Origin of the sequence: Duganella rivi, assembly GCF_009857435.1 — a bacterium.
In the GTDB taxonomy this organism is placed as follows: domain Bacteria; phylum Pseudomonadota; class Gammaproteobacteria; order Burkholderiales; family Burkholderiaceae_D; genus Rugamonas; species Rugamonas rivi.
Genome location: NZ_WWCK01000004.1, coordinates 743,373 through 760,902, shown reverse-complemented (window position 1 = coordinate 760,902; position 17,530 = coordinate 743,373). Strand labels below are relative to the sequence as shown.

Below are 17,530 nucleotides of genomic sequence, written 5' to 3'. Positions count from 1 at the left end.
TTTTTTTATTAATGAAATGCAGAGCGTTCGCTCGGTTGGGTGGTTTTTGGTGTATGCTGCTGGCCTTCCAGTACCTTTGGCTACTGGGCCCAAAAAAACCATTCAATAAGTGAGACTGTCATGCAGCACAAATACCTCCCCCTGATCATTGCCGCCGCCCTGGGCGCGATGTCCGTTAGCGCCCAGGCATCGGGCTACCGTTTTGGCTCGCAGAGCGTGGCTGGCCAGGGCACGGCTGACGCCAACGGCGCCGAAGCCGCTGACGCTTCGACCATCTTCTACAACCCGGCAGGCATGTCGCGCCTGGACGGCACGCAGATCAGCGTGGGCACCACCGTGGTCGTGCCGCACTCGACCTACACCGACACCGGTTCCAAGCACTTCACCGGCGCACCTACCGGCGGCACCGCTGCTGACGGCTACGCCCCGGACGCCGTGGCTGCGCCGTCGCTGTACGTCAGCAAAAAGCTGAACGACCAGTGGGCAGTCGGCCTGGGCCTGTTCGTACCGTACGGCGCCAAGCTGGACTACGGCAACACCTGGAACGGCCGCTACGCGCTGTCCAACATCAAGCTGGAAGCCATCACCCTGAACCCATCGGTATCGTGGAAGCTGAATGAGCACCACGCCTTCGGCTTCGGCATCAACGCCGAGCACATGAAGGCCGAACTGGGCCAGGCTGTGGACGTGCCAGGTTCGATCGCCGCGCTGTCGACGCCAGCCGGTGCTGCGCAAGGCGCAGTGCTGATCAAGCAGATCGCTGCACTGGGCGGCAATCCTGCACTGCTGAAAACCGCGGGCGACGCCCACGGTTCGAACGACGGCCAGGACTGGGGCTGGGGTTTCAACCTGGGCTATATGTTCACGCTGGATCAGAACACCCGTTTCGGCCTGGCTTACCGTTCGTCGGTATCGCACCAGCTGAAGGGCAGCACCGTGTGGGACTTCTCGCAAGTGACCACCGATCCTATCGTCAACAAGGTGCTGGAAGCCGCGTCGCACAAGGTCAACTCGGCCGCGCTGGTACGCCTGCGCACCCCGGAAACCCTGTCGGCGAACGTGTTCCACCAGTTCGATTCGAAGTGGGCCGGTATGGCTGACGTGACCTTCACCCGCAACAACCGCATGGGTGATCTGCACATCGAGTTCCCAGGCACCGGCGAAGGCGACGAAGTGATTCGCCAGCAATGGAAAAACACCGTGCGCGTTTCGCTGGGCGGTAACTACGCTTACAGCGAAAACCTGACCCTGCGCGCTGGCGTTGCGTACGACGAGTCGCCAGTACCGAGCGCAGAGCTGACCCACCCAGCACTGCCGGACAGCGACCGCATGCAGTACTCGTTCGGCGCGAACTGGAAACTGAGCCCACGTTCGTCGATCGACCTGGCATACAGCTTCCTGGACTTCAAGGATGCCAAGATCAACTACACCAACCAGTGCAACCCGCTGGCAACCACCTGCACCGGCAACGGCGAAACCACTCGTGGCGTGTACAAGACCCACCTGTCGCTGATCGGTCTGGCGTACAACTACAAGTTCTAAGCATTTAGAATTACGTAGCACTAGGGCCCTTGCGGGCCCTTTTTTTATGCTGCTTTTTTCTCGTTATCGAGCGGTGGTTCGACATCGCTGTTAAAGGTGGCGTAATCTGTTTCTCCCAGCACGCGGCTGGTAACGGCGCCCGCTGTTACCGAGCCACTGACATTAAGCGCGGTACGGCCCATATCGATCAGCGGTTCAATCGAAATCAGCAGGCCGGCCAAGGCCACCGGTAAATTCATCGACGACAGCACGATCAGCGCGGCAAAGGTCGCGCCGCCGCCCACGCCGGCCACGCCCACCGAACCGATCGTAATGATCGCCAGCAGCGGGGCGATAAAGCTTACCGTGAATGGATCGACGCCCACGGTCGGCGCAATCATCACCGCCAGCATGGCCGGGTAGATGCCGGCGCAGCCGTTCTGGCCGATGGTGGCGCCAAACGAAGCGGCAAAGTTGGCGATGCCTTCCGGCGTGCCGAGGCGCTGCGTTTGCGTCTGCACGCTCATCGGAATCGCCCCGGCGCTGCTGCGCGAGGTGAAGGCAAAGGTCAGCAGCGGCAGGATTTTCTTCGTCCAGCGCAGCGGATTCAGGCCGAGGCCGCTCACGATCAGCAGGTGCACCACGAACATCAGTAACAGCGCGCTGTACGACGCCAGCACGAAGTCGACCAGGCGCAGGATGTCGGTGTAGCTGGAGCTCGATACCACTTGCGCCATCAGCGCGAACACGCCGTACGGAGTCAGGCGCAGCACCAGCGTGACGATGCGCATGACGATCGCGTGCGCCACCTGCACGAAGCGCTCGAACGAGGCGAAGATGTCCGGCTTCTTGTCATGAATGCCGGTGGCGGCAATGCCGATAAACACCGAGAAGATCACCACCGCAATGGTGGAGGTCTTGCGGCCGCCGGTCATGTCGAGGAAGGGATTGGCCGGGATAAAGCTCAGCAGCATGCTTGGCAGCGAGATCGCCTGCGCCGCTTCCACTTTGCCTTGCAGGTAGACGCCGCGCGCGATGTCGGCGGCCGAGGCGGTCAGGCCGACCGCGCTCAGGCTGAAGGCCTTGGCCATCAGGATGCCGATGCTGGCGGCAACCAGGGTGGTGATCATCAGCGTGCCGATCGTCAGCGCACTGATTTTCCCCAGCGAGTTGATACCTTTGAGCTTGAGGATGGCGGCAATGATCGACACCATAATCAAAGGCATCACAATCATTTGCAGCAGCTTGACGTAGCCGGTGCCGACGATGTCGAGGTACTCGCCGGTGGTCTTGATCTCGGCCGCGCCGGCGCCGTAGATCGCCTGCAAGGCCGCACCCAGCACCACGCCCAGCCCCATGCCGGTGAACACGCGCACCGAAAACGACGCGTGCTTGCGTTGTTGCGCGTATAACAGCCCGAGCAGGGCCAGCGCTGCCAGAAGATTGAGGATCACGTTGATCGTCATAGCTTATCCTTTACTACGAATTTTTGACCGATCGTGCATTTTATATGGCCTTATAGATGGTTTATCGAATATCTGGCTATATGGATAGACAGAATTCACATATGCAAGTGTTGTAAGTTGTTTTCGTGTGGAAATTTGTGAAACTATTTGAATTCCAAGCCGGTACAATTTCTAGCATTCCATCTGCAAGGAGCGTACGTATGGCTACCATGAAAGTTGGCACCCGGCTCAGCCTGGGTTTTGGACTGGTGCTGCTGCTGTTATTGCTGGTCGCCATGCTGGGCGTGTTCAACATGAGCACGATCCATGCCAAACTCGACCGCATCGTCAACGAGAACGCGGTCAAGACCCAGTTGGCGAACGAGATGTCGGAGTCGGTGCATATCGTGGCGCGGGTGACGCGCAGCGTGGTGCTGCTGACCGAGGAGGCGGCCATCCGCACGGAGATGGAAAAGGTCGCCAAGGCGCGCGCCGTCTACAACAAGGCGGTGGAGGAGTTGTCCAAGATGCCGGCTACGCCCAAGGGCATCGAAATCCGCGAGCGCATCGCCGCGCAAGCCAAGATCACGCGGCCATTGAACGACCAGGTGTTCGCGCTGGCGCTGGCCAACAAGGATGCCGAGGCCACCGAGCTGCTGATGAAGCAGGCCGGTCCCTACACGCAGACCTGGCAGGATGCGCTGGATGAGTATGGCGACCTGCAAAAGGAAACTAATCAAGCGGATGCCGCCGCAGCCACCGCCGCTTACCAGCGCGCGCGCACGCTGATGCTGGTGTTGAGCGGGCTGGCGATCGTGGTCGGTGCGGTGGCGGCAGTACGCATCGCGCGCGGCCTGTTGCGGCAGCTGGGCGGCGAACCGGATTACGCGGCGGCGGTGGCCGGGCGGATTGCCTCGGGTGACTTGACGGTGGTGGTCGATACGCGCAGCAACGACAACAACAGCATGCTGCACGCCATGAAGATGATGCGCGATGCGCTGGCCAAGATCGTGGCCGAGGTGCGTACCGGCACCGAGACCATCGCCTCGGCCTCGTCGCAGATCGCGAGCGGCAACCAGGACTTGTCCTCGCGCACCGAGCAGCAGGCCAGTTCTCTGGAAGAGACCGCATCGTCGATGGAAGAGCTGACCAGCGCGGTGCGCGCCAATAATGACAATGCGCGGCAAGCCAACCAGCTGGCGCAGTCGGCGTCGGCGGTGGCGCAGCAGGGCGGGGCGGTGGTGTCGCAGGTGGTCGATACCATGGGCGCGATCAACGAATCGTCGCGCAAGATCGTCGACATTATTTCCGTGATCGACGGCATCGCCTTCCAGACCAATATCCTGGCGCTGAACGCGGCGGTGGAAGCGGCGCGCGCCGGCGAGCAGGGACGCGGCTTTGCGGTGGTGGCGTCGGAAGTGCGGACGCTGGCGCAGCGCTCGGCCTCGGCCGCCAAGGAAATCAAGGAATTGATCGGCACCTCGGTGGAGAAGGTGGAGATCGGCAGCAAGCTGGTCGAGCAGGCCGGCCACACCATGGACGAGGTGGTGGCCAGCGTTCAGCGCGTGACCGACATCATGGCCGAGATTTCGACTGCGGGCGACGAGCAAAGCGCCGGCATCGAGCAGATCAACCAGGCCGTGAGCGAGATGGACACGGTGACGCAGCAGAACGCCGCGCTGGTGGAGGAGGCCGCCGCCGCGGCGGAAGCGATGCAGAATCAGGCGGCCAACCTGGAGCGCGTGGTCAGCGTGTTCCAGGTGGACGGCATGCAGCGCGCCGCCGCGCCGGTGGTCGCGGCCAAGCCCGCTGCGCCGCGCCTGGCGGTAGCGCCGCGGCCGGCTCCAGCCGTGAAGCCGGCCGCGCCGCGCGTGGCGGTGCCGCTTGCAGCCAAGGCCAAGCCGCGTCTAGCCAGTACCAGTACAGCGGGCGGCAGTAGCGATGGTGATTGGGAAGAATTCTGAATCTGACTATAATCGCGACAGTATCTATCTTTAAGGATGAGTCGCGATGAAAGTTTTGTTTGCCCTGATGTTGGTTTCGACGGCCGCCATGGCCGATGATGCAGCGCTGCTGAAGTGCCGCCAACTGGAAGACGGCCCGGTGCGCCTGGCCTGCTACAACGCCATTCAGCTTAATCCGGCCGCGCCGGTAGCCGCCGCACCGACTGGCGTGCCAAGTAAAGCCGAGATGGAAGCGATGTTCGGCCGCGAGCCGGCAGCGCTGAAATCGGCAGGCGTGAATTCGATCGAGACCTCCATCGTTGGTCCGTTCGACGGCTGGGTACGTGGCCAGCGCATCCGCCTCGCCAACGGCCAAGTGTGGAAAGTGGTGGACGACACCGAGGACGTGGTTGAGCTGAACAATCCGAAAGTCACCGTCAAGCGCGGCCTGCTGGGCGCGATCTTCCTCGACATCGAAGGCGCGCACCGCAACCCGAAAGTGCAGCGCGTTCAGTAAAGCCAGATATCGAAGCTGGTCGCGCCGTTGCCGGTGGCGGCCAGCCGGTAGCTGAAGCCGTGCCGGTTCAATACTTCGCGCACGAATAGCAGGCCGATGCCTTGGCCGCCTTTCTTGGTGGTGAAGAACGGCGTGAACAATTGGCGCGCCGGCACGTCGCCCAGCAGGTTGCCGCTGTCGATCACCGACAGCCGCACGCCGCCATCCTCGCGCGCCAGCACGAAGGCGATGCGCTTGTCGTCGCTGCTGCCCATTTCTACTGCTTCCATCGCGTTTTTCACGACGTTGAGCAGGGCTTGCTCCATCAGGTGGCGATCCATGGCGATGGCTTCCACCTCGTCGCAGCGCTCCCACGCCAGGCTGATGCCGCGGCTGCGGCACGGCTCGCGGTACAGGTAAAGGATGTCGTCCATGATGTCGCGCACGGCGTTGGGACGCAGTTCCGGCGCCGGCATTTTCACCACGCGCGTGAAGCGCTCGATGAATTCGCCCAAGCTGGCGTTGCGGCGCTGCACCGCGACGATGGCGGTGCTGAAGTCGTCGCCGTCGCGCTCAGCCAGCTGGCTGCGGTAGTAGAGCAGTGAGTCCAGCACCGAGCCGGTGGCGGCGACGGTGTTGTTGACCTCGTGCGCAAGCACGCGGATCAGTTTTTCGTAGGTGGCTTTTTCCGAGCTTTCCAGTTCTTCCGTCAGTTCTTCCACCAGCAGGAAGTGGCGCGCGAAGCCGCGGTCGTAGAACTGGCCGCGCTGGCCACGGTAGCGGCGGCCGTCGGCGTCGGTCAGCAGTTGCGAATCGCCGAGGGGCAGGGCGTCCAGCTGGGCGAGCAGGCAGAGGCTGTCGCCTTGCGGCACGCACTCGGCCAGCGTTTTGCCCCTGGCGTGGTGCAGGCCGCGCAAGGCTTGCGCACTGGCGTTGAGCAGGCTGATGCGGCCGTCGAAATCGAACACGATGACCGCGCTTGGCGTGGCTTCCAGCAGGCGGTCGAGGAAGCCTTGCTGTTCGCCGATTTGCAGGCGCTCCTGGTACAGCGCGCCCAGCATGGTGTTGAATAGCTGGACGAGTTCATTGAGTTCGGCGTCGCTGCTGTTTTGCAGGCGGGCGGCGTAGTGCTGGTCTTGCAGCAAGTCGTGGAAGTGGCGCGTGTAGCCGAGCGGCTCCAGCGCGCGGCGGATCAGGCGGATGCCCAGCACCAGGCTCAGCACCACCACCGATTCCAGCGCCAGCATCAGCAGCGGCTGGCTGCGGAACAGCAGCACCGTGAGCGCAAGGAATAGCGCGTGCGCGGCGATCAGGTAAGCGTACAGCCGCCGCCGCAAGCTCATCGCCAGCCGCCGCTGCGCGCACCGCCGTCAGCGTGAGCGAGGTTGCCGCCGTCCGTGGCGCTATCGGGTGCACTGCCGAGGCCGTGGCGTTCCAGGCGGCGATACAGCGCGGTACGGCTCAGTCCCAGCGCTTTCGCCACGCGCGAGATATTGCCTTGATGCTGCTCCAGCGCATGCGCGATCATGTGCCGCTCGACCTGTTCCAGCGTCATGCCATCGACGCCCAGCCGCGCACCCGCTGCGCCCGGCCCGCCGCCATGCTCATGCTGCTCGACCGCAACAAAATCCGCTTGCCGCAATTCGCTGCGGCCCACCAGCAGCAAGGTGCGCTCCAGCGTCTGCTTCAACTGGCGAATATTGCCCGGCCACGGCTGCGCGCTCAGCCACTCCAGGGCTTGCGGCGCAATCGTCGCCGACGGCAGGCCATAGCTGGCCGCCACTTCGCCGATGATATGCCGCGCCAGCAGCGGAATATCGCTGCGCCGCTCGCGCAAGGGCGGCAGCCGGATCGTGATCAGATTCAAGCGGTAGAACAAATCCTCGCGGAATTCGCCGCTGGCCACCAATTCCGCCAGTTCGCGATTGGTGGCCGACACCACGCGCACATCGGCCTTCTCGCTGCGGCTGGCGCCGACCGGCTGGTAAGTCTGGTCTTGCAGCACGCGCAGTAGTTTGACCTGATCCGAGCGATTCAGTTCGCCGATCTCATCAAGGAACAACGTCCCTTCATGCGCGGTAGCGACGTGGCCCTTGCGATCCGTCTTCGCATCCGTGAACGCCCCGCGCACATGGCCGAACATCTCGCTTTCAAACAGCGTCGGCGTAATCGCGCCCATGTTGATCTTGACGATGGCCTTGCCCGAGCGCGCGCTGTTGCGGTGGATGGCGTCCGCCACCAGCTCCTTGCCGCAGCCGCTTTCGCCGAGTATCAGCACCGGCGCGCGCGTGTTGGCGACCTGGCCGATGGTGGTCAGCACCTTCAGCAAGCGCGGATGCTCGCCGATGATGCCGCCGAAATCAAACTGCGCGTCAAGCGCCTGCCGCGACGCGCTGCCCGCCGGCGCCGGCGCGGCCGCCTCCAGCGTGGTGCGGATCAACTCCGCCAGCTGCGTGTTATCCCATGGCTTGGTGAAGAAGTTGGCCGCGCCGGCCTGCATGCCGCGCACCGCCAGCGCGATCGAGCCCCACGCCGTCATCAGCAGCACCGGCAGCGCCGGGTACTCAGCGCGTATCGCCGCCAGCAATTGCAAGCCTTCCTCGCCGCTGGTTTGCAGCGAAAAATTCATGTCCTGCAAAACCAGGTCAACCGGCTGCTGGGCAAGCAAGGCCAGGGCCTGCCTGGGATCGTCGGCGCACAGCGTGTCGTAGCCGGACTGCTTGAGCAGCAGGGCCAGCGAGACTTGCACCGCGCTGTCGTCGTCGATGATGAGAATGCGTTGCTTGCGAGTCGATTCCATTGTTTATTCGTAGTGCAGCGCTTGGGTCGGGCTCAGGCGCGCGGCGCGCCAGCCGGGGTAGAGTGAACACAGCAAGGATAGCAGATAGATCACACTTGCCGATAGCACCGTCGCCGCAAGGAACACCGTCCAGTTCAAGCTTTCGCCAAACACGCCGGTCAGCGGCAGCTGCACCAGCAGCACCAGCGCGATCACGATGGCGCTGGTACTCAGCAGCATCTGCTCGGAGATGATCTGGCGGTAGATGCTGCCCGCATCGGCTCCCAGCGCGCGGCGCAGGCCGATTTCCGGGATGCGCTGGGTGGTGTTCTGCCACAGCACGCCGAACAGGCCGAACGCCACCATCACCAGCAGGAAGGCGGCAATCACCGACAGGATGATCAGCGGCACCATCTGCGTGTTGAGCATGGACTTGCGCGCCTCGCTTTGCGGCGTGATGACGAAGTTCCAGTCGTTGCGGATCTGCTTGAGCTTGGCGTTGAGCTTGGTCTCGAAGATGCGCGGCGTGCCCGGTTTCAGCTTGAGCATGATGTTGTAGGCCGCTTCCTTGCCGACGCCGGGGATGAAGCGCGGCAGCATGAAGTACACCGGATCCATGAATTCGCCCTGCGAACGGAAGTTGGCCACCACGCCGGTCACGCGGTAGCGCCAGCGCTTGTTCTTGTCCTCGTTCGCCACGACGATGATCTGGCCGATCGGATCCTTGCCGGGGAAGTATTTGTCTGCCAGGCGCTGGTTGATGACGGTGGGCGCGGCGTCGGCGCCGTCGTCCTGCTTCGAGAAGGCGCGGCCGGCCGTGAGCGTCATGTCCATGGTCTTGAAATAGTCGTCGGTTACGCCCATGGCGTCGATGGTGAGCTTGTTGCTGCCGTCGGGTAGGGTGTATTCCTCAGTCCAGCGCGACATTTCATACGTACCGAACGAGCTGAAGGCCACTGATTCCACTTCCGGCAGGTCGAGCAGGCCGCGCTTCAGGCTGTCGTAAATGGCGGCGTCGTTGGGGATATCGCCGGCCACGCGGATGCTGACCGACCACTGGTTTTGCCAGGCGTGGCCGGTAGGCATCTGGTACAGCTGGGCGTAGCGCAGGCCGAATGCGGCGATCGCAAACACCACCAGGAAGGCCAGCAGTATCTCCAGGCTCAGCATCATGTTGCGGGACTTGCGTTTCCAGATCAGTTTCAACAGGTGGCGCAGCATTATGCAGTTCCTTTCAAGGCGTGAACCGGGGCCAGCCGGGACATTTTCCAAGCCGGGATCACGCCCGACAGCACGCCGAACACCAGCGTAAGCAACAAGCCGTAGCCGAACACGGCCAGATTGAGGTGAACCTGCAAGTAGGGAATCAATCCCGAGCCTTCCAGCCACCACAGCACGCCGGCGGCGAGCACCAGCCCGGCCGCGCCCCCGATCAGGCACAGCAGTACGTTTTCCAGCACCAGTTGCGCTACCAGTTGGCGGCTGGTGGCGCCGAAGGCTTTGCGTACGCCGATTTCGCTGCTGCGCTCCATGATGCGGCCGACGTTGAGGTTGATCAGGTTCAGCGCGGGCAAGGTCATGAACAGCATCATCAGCACGATGATGCCGGCTAAAAATTTACCTGCGCCGCCGTCTTCGGTCTGGTCGCCAAGCAGCGTGCGGGAGAACAGGCTGAGCTTGGAATCGCCCCACATCCGGGTGCGATTGAACTGGTTCGGATCGTCGTATTGCACGGTGGTGGCAACCTGCATGATTTCTTTTTTCAGGGCGGGCAGGTCATCCGGCGAGCGCGCCAGCATCAGGGCGCTGAAGCCGCCGAACAACTTGGTCTTGTACTCGCTCGATGGCTGCGCGGTGACCGGCGCCCAGATATCGGCGTAGGCGTTGATGTGCATCTCGTCCTGCACCACGCCGATCACGGTGAGCATTTGCCCGTTGGCGCTGAATTTCTGGCCGAGGTAGGACTGGCCGGGGAAGAGTTTGCGCGCGGTGGACTGGTTGAGCACGGCCACCATGCGGCCTTGTTCGACGTCTTCGGCGTTATAGAGACGGCCTTGCAGCACGGTGAAGTCGAGGATTTTCCAGTACTCGGCATCGGTGTGGCGCATCATGAGGTCGCTGACGCGGTCTTGCTGGTACACCGATACCGACATCGGGAAGCCCGCCGCCGACACCAGCTCAGCATGCTTGAGCGGCTTCAGATATTGGTCGATCAGCTTGTAGCCTAGCGTGCCTTGGCGGCGGCCGCCCTTGCCGGTGTGGGTGGATTCGATCATGATCATTTGCACGAAGCGCTCGCTCTTGCCTTCCACGCCAGTGGGGAAGAAGGTGTTTTGCAGCAGCGCCGTTACCACCATCAGCACCACCAGGGTCAGCACGATGCACAGCAGGTTGATCGCGGTGAACAGCTTGCGGCGCATGAAGACCTTCCATGCCGTCAGCAGATAATTTCTAAACATGCGTGCTCCTTAAGCGACCAGCTGGCCGTCGAACACGCGCACGATGCGGCCGGCTTGCCTGGCCTCTTGCTCGTTGTGCGTGACCATCACAATGGTGGTGCCTTCGCTGTGCAGCTTGAGCAGGATGTCCATCACTTCCTGGCCCATTTTGCTGTCCAGGTTGCCAGTCGGCTCGTCGGCCAGCAGCACCTGCGGCTGGCCGACGATGGCGCGGGCAATCGCCACACGCTGCTGCTGGCCGCCCGACAGCTGGTTCGGATAGTGATCCATGCGCGCGCCGAGGCCGACTTTTTCCAGCGCCTCGCGCGCCAGCCGCTGGCGCTTCTTGGCCGACATATTGCGGTACAACAGCGGCAGTTCGACGTTGTCGATCACGCGCAAGTCGTTAATCAGGTGAAAGCTCTGGAAGATGAAGCCGAAGGTGTTGTTGCGCAGCTTGGCTACGTACTTGTCTTTGTACGAGGCGACCGGCGTGCCGCCGACGTGGATGGCGCCGCTGCCCGGCTGATCGAGCAGGCCGATCAGGTTGAGCAGGGTGCTTTTGCCGCAGCCGCTGGGGCCCATGATGCTGACGAACTCGGATTTCTCCACGTGCAGGTCAATGTCTTTCAGTGCCAAGGTTTCGACCTTGTCGGTCTGGTAGGTTTTGCTGACTTTGTTTAAGCGGATCATGCTGTTCTCCCTGTATTTACTGGGCCACGCGGACGCTGTCGCGATCCTTGTAGCGGCTGGTGTCTGAAATGATGAGGTGATCGCCGGCGCGCGCGCCGGACAGGATTTCGACGGCCTTGCCATCGCTGGCGCCGATGTTGAGCGTGGCCTTGCGGGCGATGCCGTCGCGCACCACGAAGATGTCCTGCGGGCCGCGGCCGTTGAAAGCGGGGCCGTAGTCGGCTAGCAGGGTGTTCTGCTTTTGCTCGGTGATGATGTTGACCTCCACCCGCAGCTTGTTGCGCAGGATGGCGTGGTGCGGCTCGGCCAGCGTGACCAGCAGCTTGATGGTGCCGTTCTGAATTTCCGGCAGCACGGTTTGCACTTCGCCGCTGAGCTTGATGTTGCCTTGTTCGACCAGCACCTTTTGGCCGGCGCCGAGGGCGCGCGCGTGGAAGTCGGACAGCGAGGCTTCCACCTTGTAGTTGTTGAGCTCGGAAACCTTGGCCACCAGCTGGCCGGTGCTGACGCTGGCGCCTTCCTCGGCCGTCAGCCAGGTCAGCATGCCGGCGAACGGCGCGCGCACCTGCGTTTGCGCCAGCAGTTGTTGCTGCTCTTGCAGCTGCTTTTGCAGGATGTTTTTTTGCAGGCGCGCACCTTCGATATTGCTGCTGGTGACGCGCTTGCTGTCTTCGATTTGCTCGCGGTGCTGGCGCAGCAGGATTTCGGTGCGCTGGACGTTGAGTTCGGCGGTGAGCAAATCTTCGGCCGACACGCCGCCGGCTTTGCGCAGCGTTTGGTAGCGGCTGAGCTTGACGCGGTTGGCTTGCAGATCCAGTTCCAGCAACTCGATGGCGCTGATGAGCTGCTTGCGTTTCTGATCCATCTCCAGCGTCAGTGCGAGGATGCGGTTTTCCTGCTGCGCCAGCTGTTCCTTGAGCGCGTCGATGGCGAGCAGGATGGTGCGGTTGTCGAGTTCCAGCAGCAGCTCGTTGGCCTGCACTTGCTGGCCCAGCTTGGCGTGCACCTTGGCGACCCGCGTCTGGATCGGGCTCGACACCAACTCCTCATGCACCGGGATGACGATGCCGGAAGCATTGATGGTATTGGCGATATTGCCGACGCGGACGGTGGCGATGCTAACGCCGCTGGCATCCACGCTGGGGCTGACCGCACGGTTAATCGCCCACGCCGTCAGGCTGATCGTAGCGAGCAGGGCGGCCACCACCAGCGCAGTCTTGCGCTTACGGCGGGCAATGATGTCGGGGCTGATAGTGGTATCCATGCCCTCTCTACTGCAAACCTCGTGCCACTATGCAAAGCCTTATAAATCAAGGTCTTAGCAAGGGGAGTCGTAGGTTGGTTTGCCCGCCTTCGCCCACTGCCGTCCGAAAACGGACACCCTGCGCTAGCGCAGGCGCTTGGCCATCAGGGTGTAGCTGTGGTGTTTGCCGTCGATCAGGAACATATTGGGAATTTCGCCGACCTTGCGGTAGCCGCTGCTTTCGTAGAGTTTGATGGCCGGTGTGTTCATCGAAAGTACTTGCAGGTCGACCCACTGGACGCCTGCCATCAATGCCCATTGCTCGGCATGGGCCAGTAATTCCCTCCCTAGGCCTTGCCCCCGATGCTTGCGCTCCACACCCATGCCCAGCAGGCAGCGGTGCTTGGTAAAGGTCTCCGGGTGGCCGCGTAAATCAACATGGCCGACAATGCCGCCGTCATCGTCCCGGATCACCCACGCCCGCCGCCAACCCGGCTTGCTCACTTCGATCTGCATGCCATTCCTGAAGGCCTCCTCCTTCTCAGGCGGGAAGCGCGAGGCGTCGCGTGGCAGCGGCTGGAAATAGGGCATGCTGCCTTGGCCATTGTCCGACAAATGGTCGTTGAGGTAGGCCACGAAGTCCGCAAAGCTGGTTTGATCGAGTTTTTCCAGGTTCATATTTCAGTGTGGGAATTTTCCAACGATGGAGTTATACCAATGTGTTAGGGTTGTGTCCATTGTGCATCATAAAACGGAGTCGTCATGCCTCGTTTGTGGATCGCCTTGCTGGGCCTGCCGCTGCTGGCCCATGCTGCCGATGACAAGGATCAAATCGTCACTGACCGGCCGGATTTCGTCGAGTCGAGCAACGTAGTCGGCGCCGGCCGCTTTCAAATCGAAACCAGCGTTGCGTTGGAACGCAACAAGGCCAACGGTATCAAGGAGCGTACTTATTCCACGCCGACCTTGCTACGCTTCGGCCTCAGCGATACGCTGGAGGCGCGCATCGAGACCGACGGGCACATGCGCGTGGTGACCAATGATCTGGGCGCCGGCACCCGTCAAACCGACAATGGCTACGCCGACGTCTCGCTCGGTGTGAAATGGCACGTGGCCGACGAGCAGGGCGCGCGGCCATCGATGGGCATACTGGCCCACGTCGACCTCGACAGCGGCAGCGCGCCATTCCGCGCGGCCGGCAAGGGCGGTTCGCTGCGCCTCGCGGCCGAGTGGGAACTGCCGAACGACTTCGGACTAGGCATCATGCCCGGCATTGCGTGGCAGCGCAACGATCAGGGCGAGCGCTACACCAGCGGCATTTTCGGCATCGTGCTGGGCAAGGAGTGGAGCGAGCGCTGCCGCACTTTCATCGAATACGCGGCGCCGCAGATCGCCAAGGGCCGCAACGGCGGCTCGGTGTCGACCTTCGACATCGGCGGCGCTTATCTGGTGACCGACACGGTGCAAGTCGATACCGCCTTATCGCGCGGGCTCAACAAGAACACGCCGGACTGGAGCTGGACGCTAGGCCTATCCATCAAATTCTAAGCAGGGGACAGCATGCGAATCACGATCAGGCAGCGCTTGTTATTGATGAATCTGGCGACGCTGCTGTTTGTCAGCTTGGTGGGGCTGGTGGGATATTATGCGGTGCATGTGCTGGATGTGTCGATGGATGCGATCAGCGCCAATAGCGCGGCGATGAAGGACCAACTGCAAGCGGATCAGGCGCACGATGCGCTGCGTGCCGATGTGCTGGCCGCGCGCCTCGCCGCCGAGAAAAATGATCCTGCTGAGATCAAGGAAGTGCGGCAGGATACAGCCGAGCACATCGCGCTGTTCCGCAAGCTGATCAAGGAAATGGACGCGGCCAGCACCGACGCCGAGGTGCGGCAAGCGATGGAGAAGGTGCGGCCGGATGTGGATCGCTATCTGAAAAGCGCGGAGGAGATGGTCGAGCTGTCGCTGAGCAATCCGCCGGCGGCGCAGGCCAAGTTCCCCGCTTTCATGGACAGCTTCCGCGTGCTGGAAAAAAGCATGGCCGCGCTGAGCGACCTGATCGAGCATAACTCGGATGCGACCAAGGAGGTCGGCGATGAGGCCGTGGTGAAGTCGCGCATCCACATCATCGGCTTCGGCTTGCTGGCGGTGGTGGTGTCGCTGGTGGTGGGGCAGATGATCTCGCGCTCGATCTTGCAGCCGCTGGGCGAGGCGGTGGGCTTTGCTGCGCGCGTGGCCAAGGGCGATTTGTCGTCGCAATTGACGGTGGCCGATGATGATGCCACCGAGACCGGCCATCTCAAGCGCGCCTTGCGCGATATGAATGGCAGCTTGCACGGCATCGTCAGCCAGGTGCGCACCGGGACGGATGCGATCGCGCTGGCCTCGGGCGAAATTGCGACCGGCAATCTCGATCTGTCATCGCGCACCGAGGAGCAGGCGAGTTCGCTGGAGGAGACCGCGTCCTCGATGGAAGAGATGACCTCGGCCGTGCGGCAGAATTCCAGTAACGCGGGCGAGGCCAATCAGCTGGCCTCATCGGCAGCGCAAGTAGCCACGCGCGGCGGCACGGTGATGGCGCAGGTGGTGGAGACCATGGGCGGCATCAACGCTGCATCGCAGAAGATCGTCGACATCATTTCCGTGATTGAGGGCATTGCGTTTCAGACCAATATCCTGGCCTTGAATGCAGCGGTGGAGGCGGCGAGGGCGGGCGAGCAGGGGCGCGGCTTCGCGGTGGTGGCGTCGGAGGTGCGCAGCCTTGCGCAGCGGGCTGATGCGGCGGCCAAGGAGGTGCGGCAATTGATCGAGGCTTCGGCCGCCCAAGTGGCGGAGGGCAGTGCGCTGGTGGGGCAGGCCGGCGGCACCATGGAGGAAATCGTCGCCAGCATCCAGCGCGTGACGGCCATTGTCGGCGAGATTGCCTCGGCCAGCCGCGAGCAGGAGATGGGCATCGATCAAGTGAATCAAGCCATCGGCACCATCGACAGCGCAACGCAGCAGAACGCGGCGCTGGTGGAACAAGCCGCCGCAGCAGCCGGCGCCCTGCAAGAGCAGGCCGGGCGGCTGGCGGAGGCGGTGAAGGTGTTCCGGCTGCGTTAGGCCGCGGCGAGGCCGCCTCTCCGGCGCGGGGCGACCAGCGACAGTTGCGCTCTCTTGCGCTGCCCAGCCGGCGCGGCCGGGGCGGTGGCTTGATGCGACTGGTCGGACGCCAGTTTGAACACGCCCACCAATTGCACCAGCTGGTGCGCTTGGTCTTGCTGGGCTTCCGCCGCTGCGGCCGCTTCTTCAACCAGAGCGGCGTTTTGCTGCGTGACCGTGTCCATCTCGGCAATCGCGTGGTTGATCTGCTCGATACCGGCTTCCTGCTCGTTGTTGGCGGTGCTGATCTCGCTCATGATGGCCGTGACCGACTGCACGGCGGCGACGATTTTCTCCATCGTCGCACCGGCTTCGCTCACCAGCTGCGTGCCGGCGCCGACTTTGCCGACCGAGTCGTCGATCAGCTTCTTGATTTCCTTGGCCGCTTCCGCCGAGCGCTGCGCCAGCGTGCGTACTTCCGACGCCACCACCGCAAAGCCACGGCCTTGCTCGCCGGCGCGTGCTGCTTCCACTGCTGCATTCAGGGCCAGAATGTTGGTCTGGAACGCGATGCCGTCAATCACGCCGATGATGTCCACAATTTTCTTGGCCGATTCGTTGATCGCATCCATGGTCTGCACCACGTTGGCGACCACTGCGCCGCCTTGCACCGCGATGTCGGAAGCGTTTTGCGCCAGCGTGTTGGCTTGCCGCGCGTTCTCGGTGTTTTGCTTGACGGTGGCGGTCAGTTCTTCCATCGAGGAAGCGGTCTCTTCCAGCGAGCCGGCTTGCTGTTCGGTGCGCGAGGACAGATCCATATTGCCGGAAGCGATCTCGGTGGCTGCGGTGACGATGGAATCCGCGCCGCTGCGCACTTGGCCGACGATATCAGACAGGCTGTCGCGCATGCCTTGAATTGCAAACAGCAGGCTGCGCTGGTCGCCGCTGCGCAGGGTGATCGGCACCGCGAGGTCACCGCCGGCAATTTTGCCGGCGATGGCGGCCACGTCGTTCGGCTCGCCGCCCAGTTGACGCAGCAACTGGCGCGAAATCAGCCACGCCAGGCCGGCACCGAGCGCCAGCGCCGCCAAGCCCAGCAGGATAGCCAGATTGCGCGACTGCACATAGGTTGCTTCCGCGCTGGCGCGGGCTTGTTCCATGTTGGCGTTTTGATGCGCGATCAAGGTGTCGATGGCGCCCATATAAGCCAGTTGCAGGCCGCGCATTTTGCCCAGCATTTCATCGATGGCGCCGTCGATATCGCCTTCACGGCGCAGGCGCATCACTTCGTCCAGCGAAGCGTTGAACGGCGTGCGCGCCGCTTGCACGGCATCGAACAATTCTCGCCCTTTGCTGGACTGAACCATTTCGTCCAGTTTTTTCATGGCCGTGTCGTTTTCCTTGCGCTTTTCCATGATGACGGCCATTTCCTTGGCGGCCTTGGCATCGTCACGAATCAGCAAGGCATTGCGCAGCGAGCGCGCAATCTTGTTGTTGTGATTCATGATGGTCTGCGCTTGCAGCACTTTCGGGTAGGTAACGTTGACGATGTCGTTGGTGTTTTCGGCCAGTTCGCTTTGACTGTAGATGCTTTGGCCGATAGTGATCGCCAGCATGACCAGCACAGCGCCAAAACCGAGTCCCAGCTGGGTGCCTACCTTGAGGTTGTTGAGTTTCATGTTGATATTCCGTTTGTCGAGGGTGACTCGCGTTCCACAGTGGAACGTTGGCGGGAATGGGGCCAGAGAGGAAATGTGACGACCGCGAGAATTAGGCGATCAATAGTGCGTTGAATTGTCACCAATATACACAGGTCGTTCCCGCATGGCAATTAAATTAAATTTAGATGCTTTGTTCACCTACATGTGTGTTGCGTGGGATCGATTCCATT

Annotated in this window: 14 protein-coding genes; 5 read left to right on the top strand and 9 right to left on the bottom strand. The window is 62.3% G+C overall.

Annotated features, from left to right (window positions below; translation table 11 throughout):
• The first annotated feature begins 120 nt into the window (after window positions 1-120).
• A complete protein-coding gene (locus tag GTP45_RS15975; RefSeq protein ID WP_161014826.1) occupies window positions 121-1,542 on the top strand; it encodes an OmpP1/FadL family transporter in 1,422 nt (473 codons plus the stop codon).
• A 44-nt stretch (window positions 1,543-1,586) separates the two neighbouring features.
• On the opposite strand, the gene GTP45_RS15970 is transcribed toward GTP45_RS15975, so the two are convergent.
• Window positions 1,587-2,987: an L-cystine transporter gene (locus tag GTP45_RS15970; RefSeq protein ID WP_161014825.1), complete on the bottom strand. Its 1,401-nt coding sequence runs from the start codon at window positions 2,985-2,987 to the stop codon at window positions 1,587-1,589.
• A 209-nt stretch (window positions 2,988-3,196) separates the two neighbouring features.
• Here GTP45_RS15970 and GTP45_RS15965 point away from each other — a divergent pair, with 209 nt between their 5' ends.
• Both GTP45_RS15965 and GTP45_RS15960 read left to right on the top strand, forming a co-directional pair.
• A complete protein-coding gene (locus GTP45_RS15965; protein WP_161014919.1) occupies window positions 3,197-4,930 on the top strand; it encodes a methyl-accepting chemotaxis protein in 1,734 nt (577 codons plus the stop codon).
• Window positions 4,931-4,976: 46 nt separating this feature from the next.
• Entirely contained in the window at window positions 4,977-5,426 is a 450-nt protein-coding gene (locus tag GTP45_RS15960) for a hypothetical protein (RefSeq protein ID WP_161014824.1), read from the top strand.
• Here GTP45_RS15960 and GTP45_RS15955 read toward each other — a convergent pair.
• From GTP45_RS15955 to GTP45_RS15925, 7 genes are all read right to left on the bottom strand, one after another.
• Window positions 5,420-6,748 carry a sensor histidine kinase gene (locus tag GTP45_RS15955; protein ID WP_161014823.1) on the bottom strand — a complete coding sequence of 443 codons (1,329 nt, stop codon included), beginning with the start codon at window positions 6,746-6,748 and terminating at the stop codon, window positions 5,420-5,422. The genes GTP45_RS15960 and GTP45_RS15955 overlap by 7 nt on opposite strands.
• Window positions 6,745-8,205, bottom strand: coding sequence for a sigma-54-dependent transcriptional regulator (locus GTP45_RS15950; protein WP_161014822.1), 1,461 nt, complete (start codon window positions 8,203-8,205; stop codon window positions 6,745-6,747). Before GTP45_RS15950 ends, GTP45_RS15955 begins: the two co-directional genes overlap by 4 nt.
• A gap of 3 nt (window positions 8,206-8,208) precedes the next feature.
• Window positions 8,209-9,405, bottom strand: coding sequence for an ABC transporter permease (locus GTP45_RS15945; protein ID WP_161014821.1), 1,197 nt, complete (start codon window positions 9,403-9,405; stop codon window positions 8,209-8,211).
• On the bottom strand, window positions 9,405-10,643 hold the full coding sequence (locus tag GTP45_RS15940; protein WP_161014820.1) for an ABC transporter permease: 1,239 nt from the start codon (window positions 10,641-10,643) through the stop codon (window positions 9,405-9,407). Before GTP45_RS15940 ends, GTP45_RS15945 begins: the two co-directional genes overlap by 1 nt.
• A gap of 9 nt (window positions 10,644-10,652) precedes the next feature.
• The gene (locus GTP45_RS15935) at window positions 10,653-11,315 is read right to left on the bottom strand and encodes an ABC transporter ATP-binding protein (protein ID WP_161014819.1); all 663 of its coding nucleotides are present in this window, start codon (window positions 11,313-11,315) and stop codon (window positions 10,653-10,655) included.
• A gap of 16 nt (window positions 11,316-11,331) precedes the next feature.
• Complete coding sequence (locus GTP45_RS15930; RefSeq protein ID WP_161014818.1) at window positions 11,332-12,579, bottom strand: efflux RND transporter periplasmic adaptor subunit; 1,248 nt, start codon at window positions 12,577-12,579, stop codon at window positions 11,332-11,334.
• Between the two features lie 123 nt (window positions 12,580-12,702).
• Complete coding sequence (locus tag GTP45_RS15925) at window positions 12,703-13,236, bottom strand: GNAT family N-acetyltransferase (RefSeq protein WP_161014817.1); 534 nt, start codon at window positions 13,234-13,236, stop codon at window positions 12,703-12,705.
• A gap of 84 nt (window positions 13,237-13,320) precedes the next feature.
• On the opposite strand from GTP45_RS15925, the gene GTP45_RS15920 reads away from it, so the two are divergent.
• Both GTP45_RS15920 and GTP45_RS15915 read left to right on the top strand, forming a co-directional pair.
• A complete protein-coding gene (locus tag GTP45_RS15920) occupies window positions 13,321-14,106 on the top strand; it encodes a transporter (RefSeq protein ID WP_161014816.1) in 786 nt (261 codons plus the stop codon).
• Window positions 14,107-14,118: 12 nt separating this feature from the next.
• Window positions 14,119-15,660: a methyl-accepting chemotaxis protein gene (locus GTP45_RS15915; RefSeq protein ID WP_161014815.1), complete on the top strand. Its 1,542-nt coding sequence runs from the start codon at window positions 14,119-14,121 to the stop codon at window positions 15,658-15,660.
• Here GTP45_RS15915 and GTP45_RS15910 read toward each other — a convergent pair.
• Window positions 15,657-17,318 carry a methyl-accepting chemotaxis protein gene (locus tag GTP45_RS15910; RefSeq protein ID WP_161014814.1) on the bottom strand — a complete coding sequence of 554 codons (1,662 nt, stop codon included), beginning with the start codon at window positions 17,316-17,318 and terminating at the stop codon, window positions 15,657-15,659. The genes GTP45_RS15915 and GTP45_RS15910 overlap by 4 nt on opposite strands.
• Window positions 17,319-17,530: the final 212 nt, after the last annotated feature.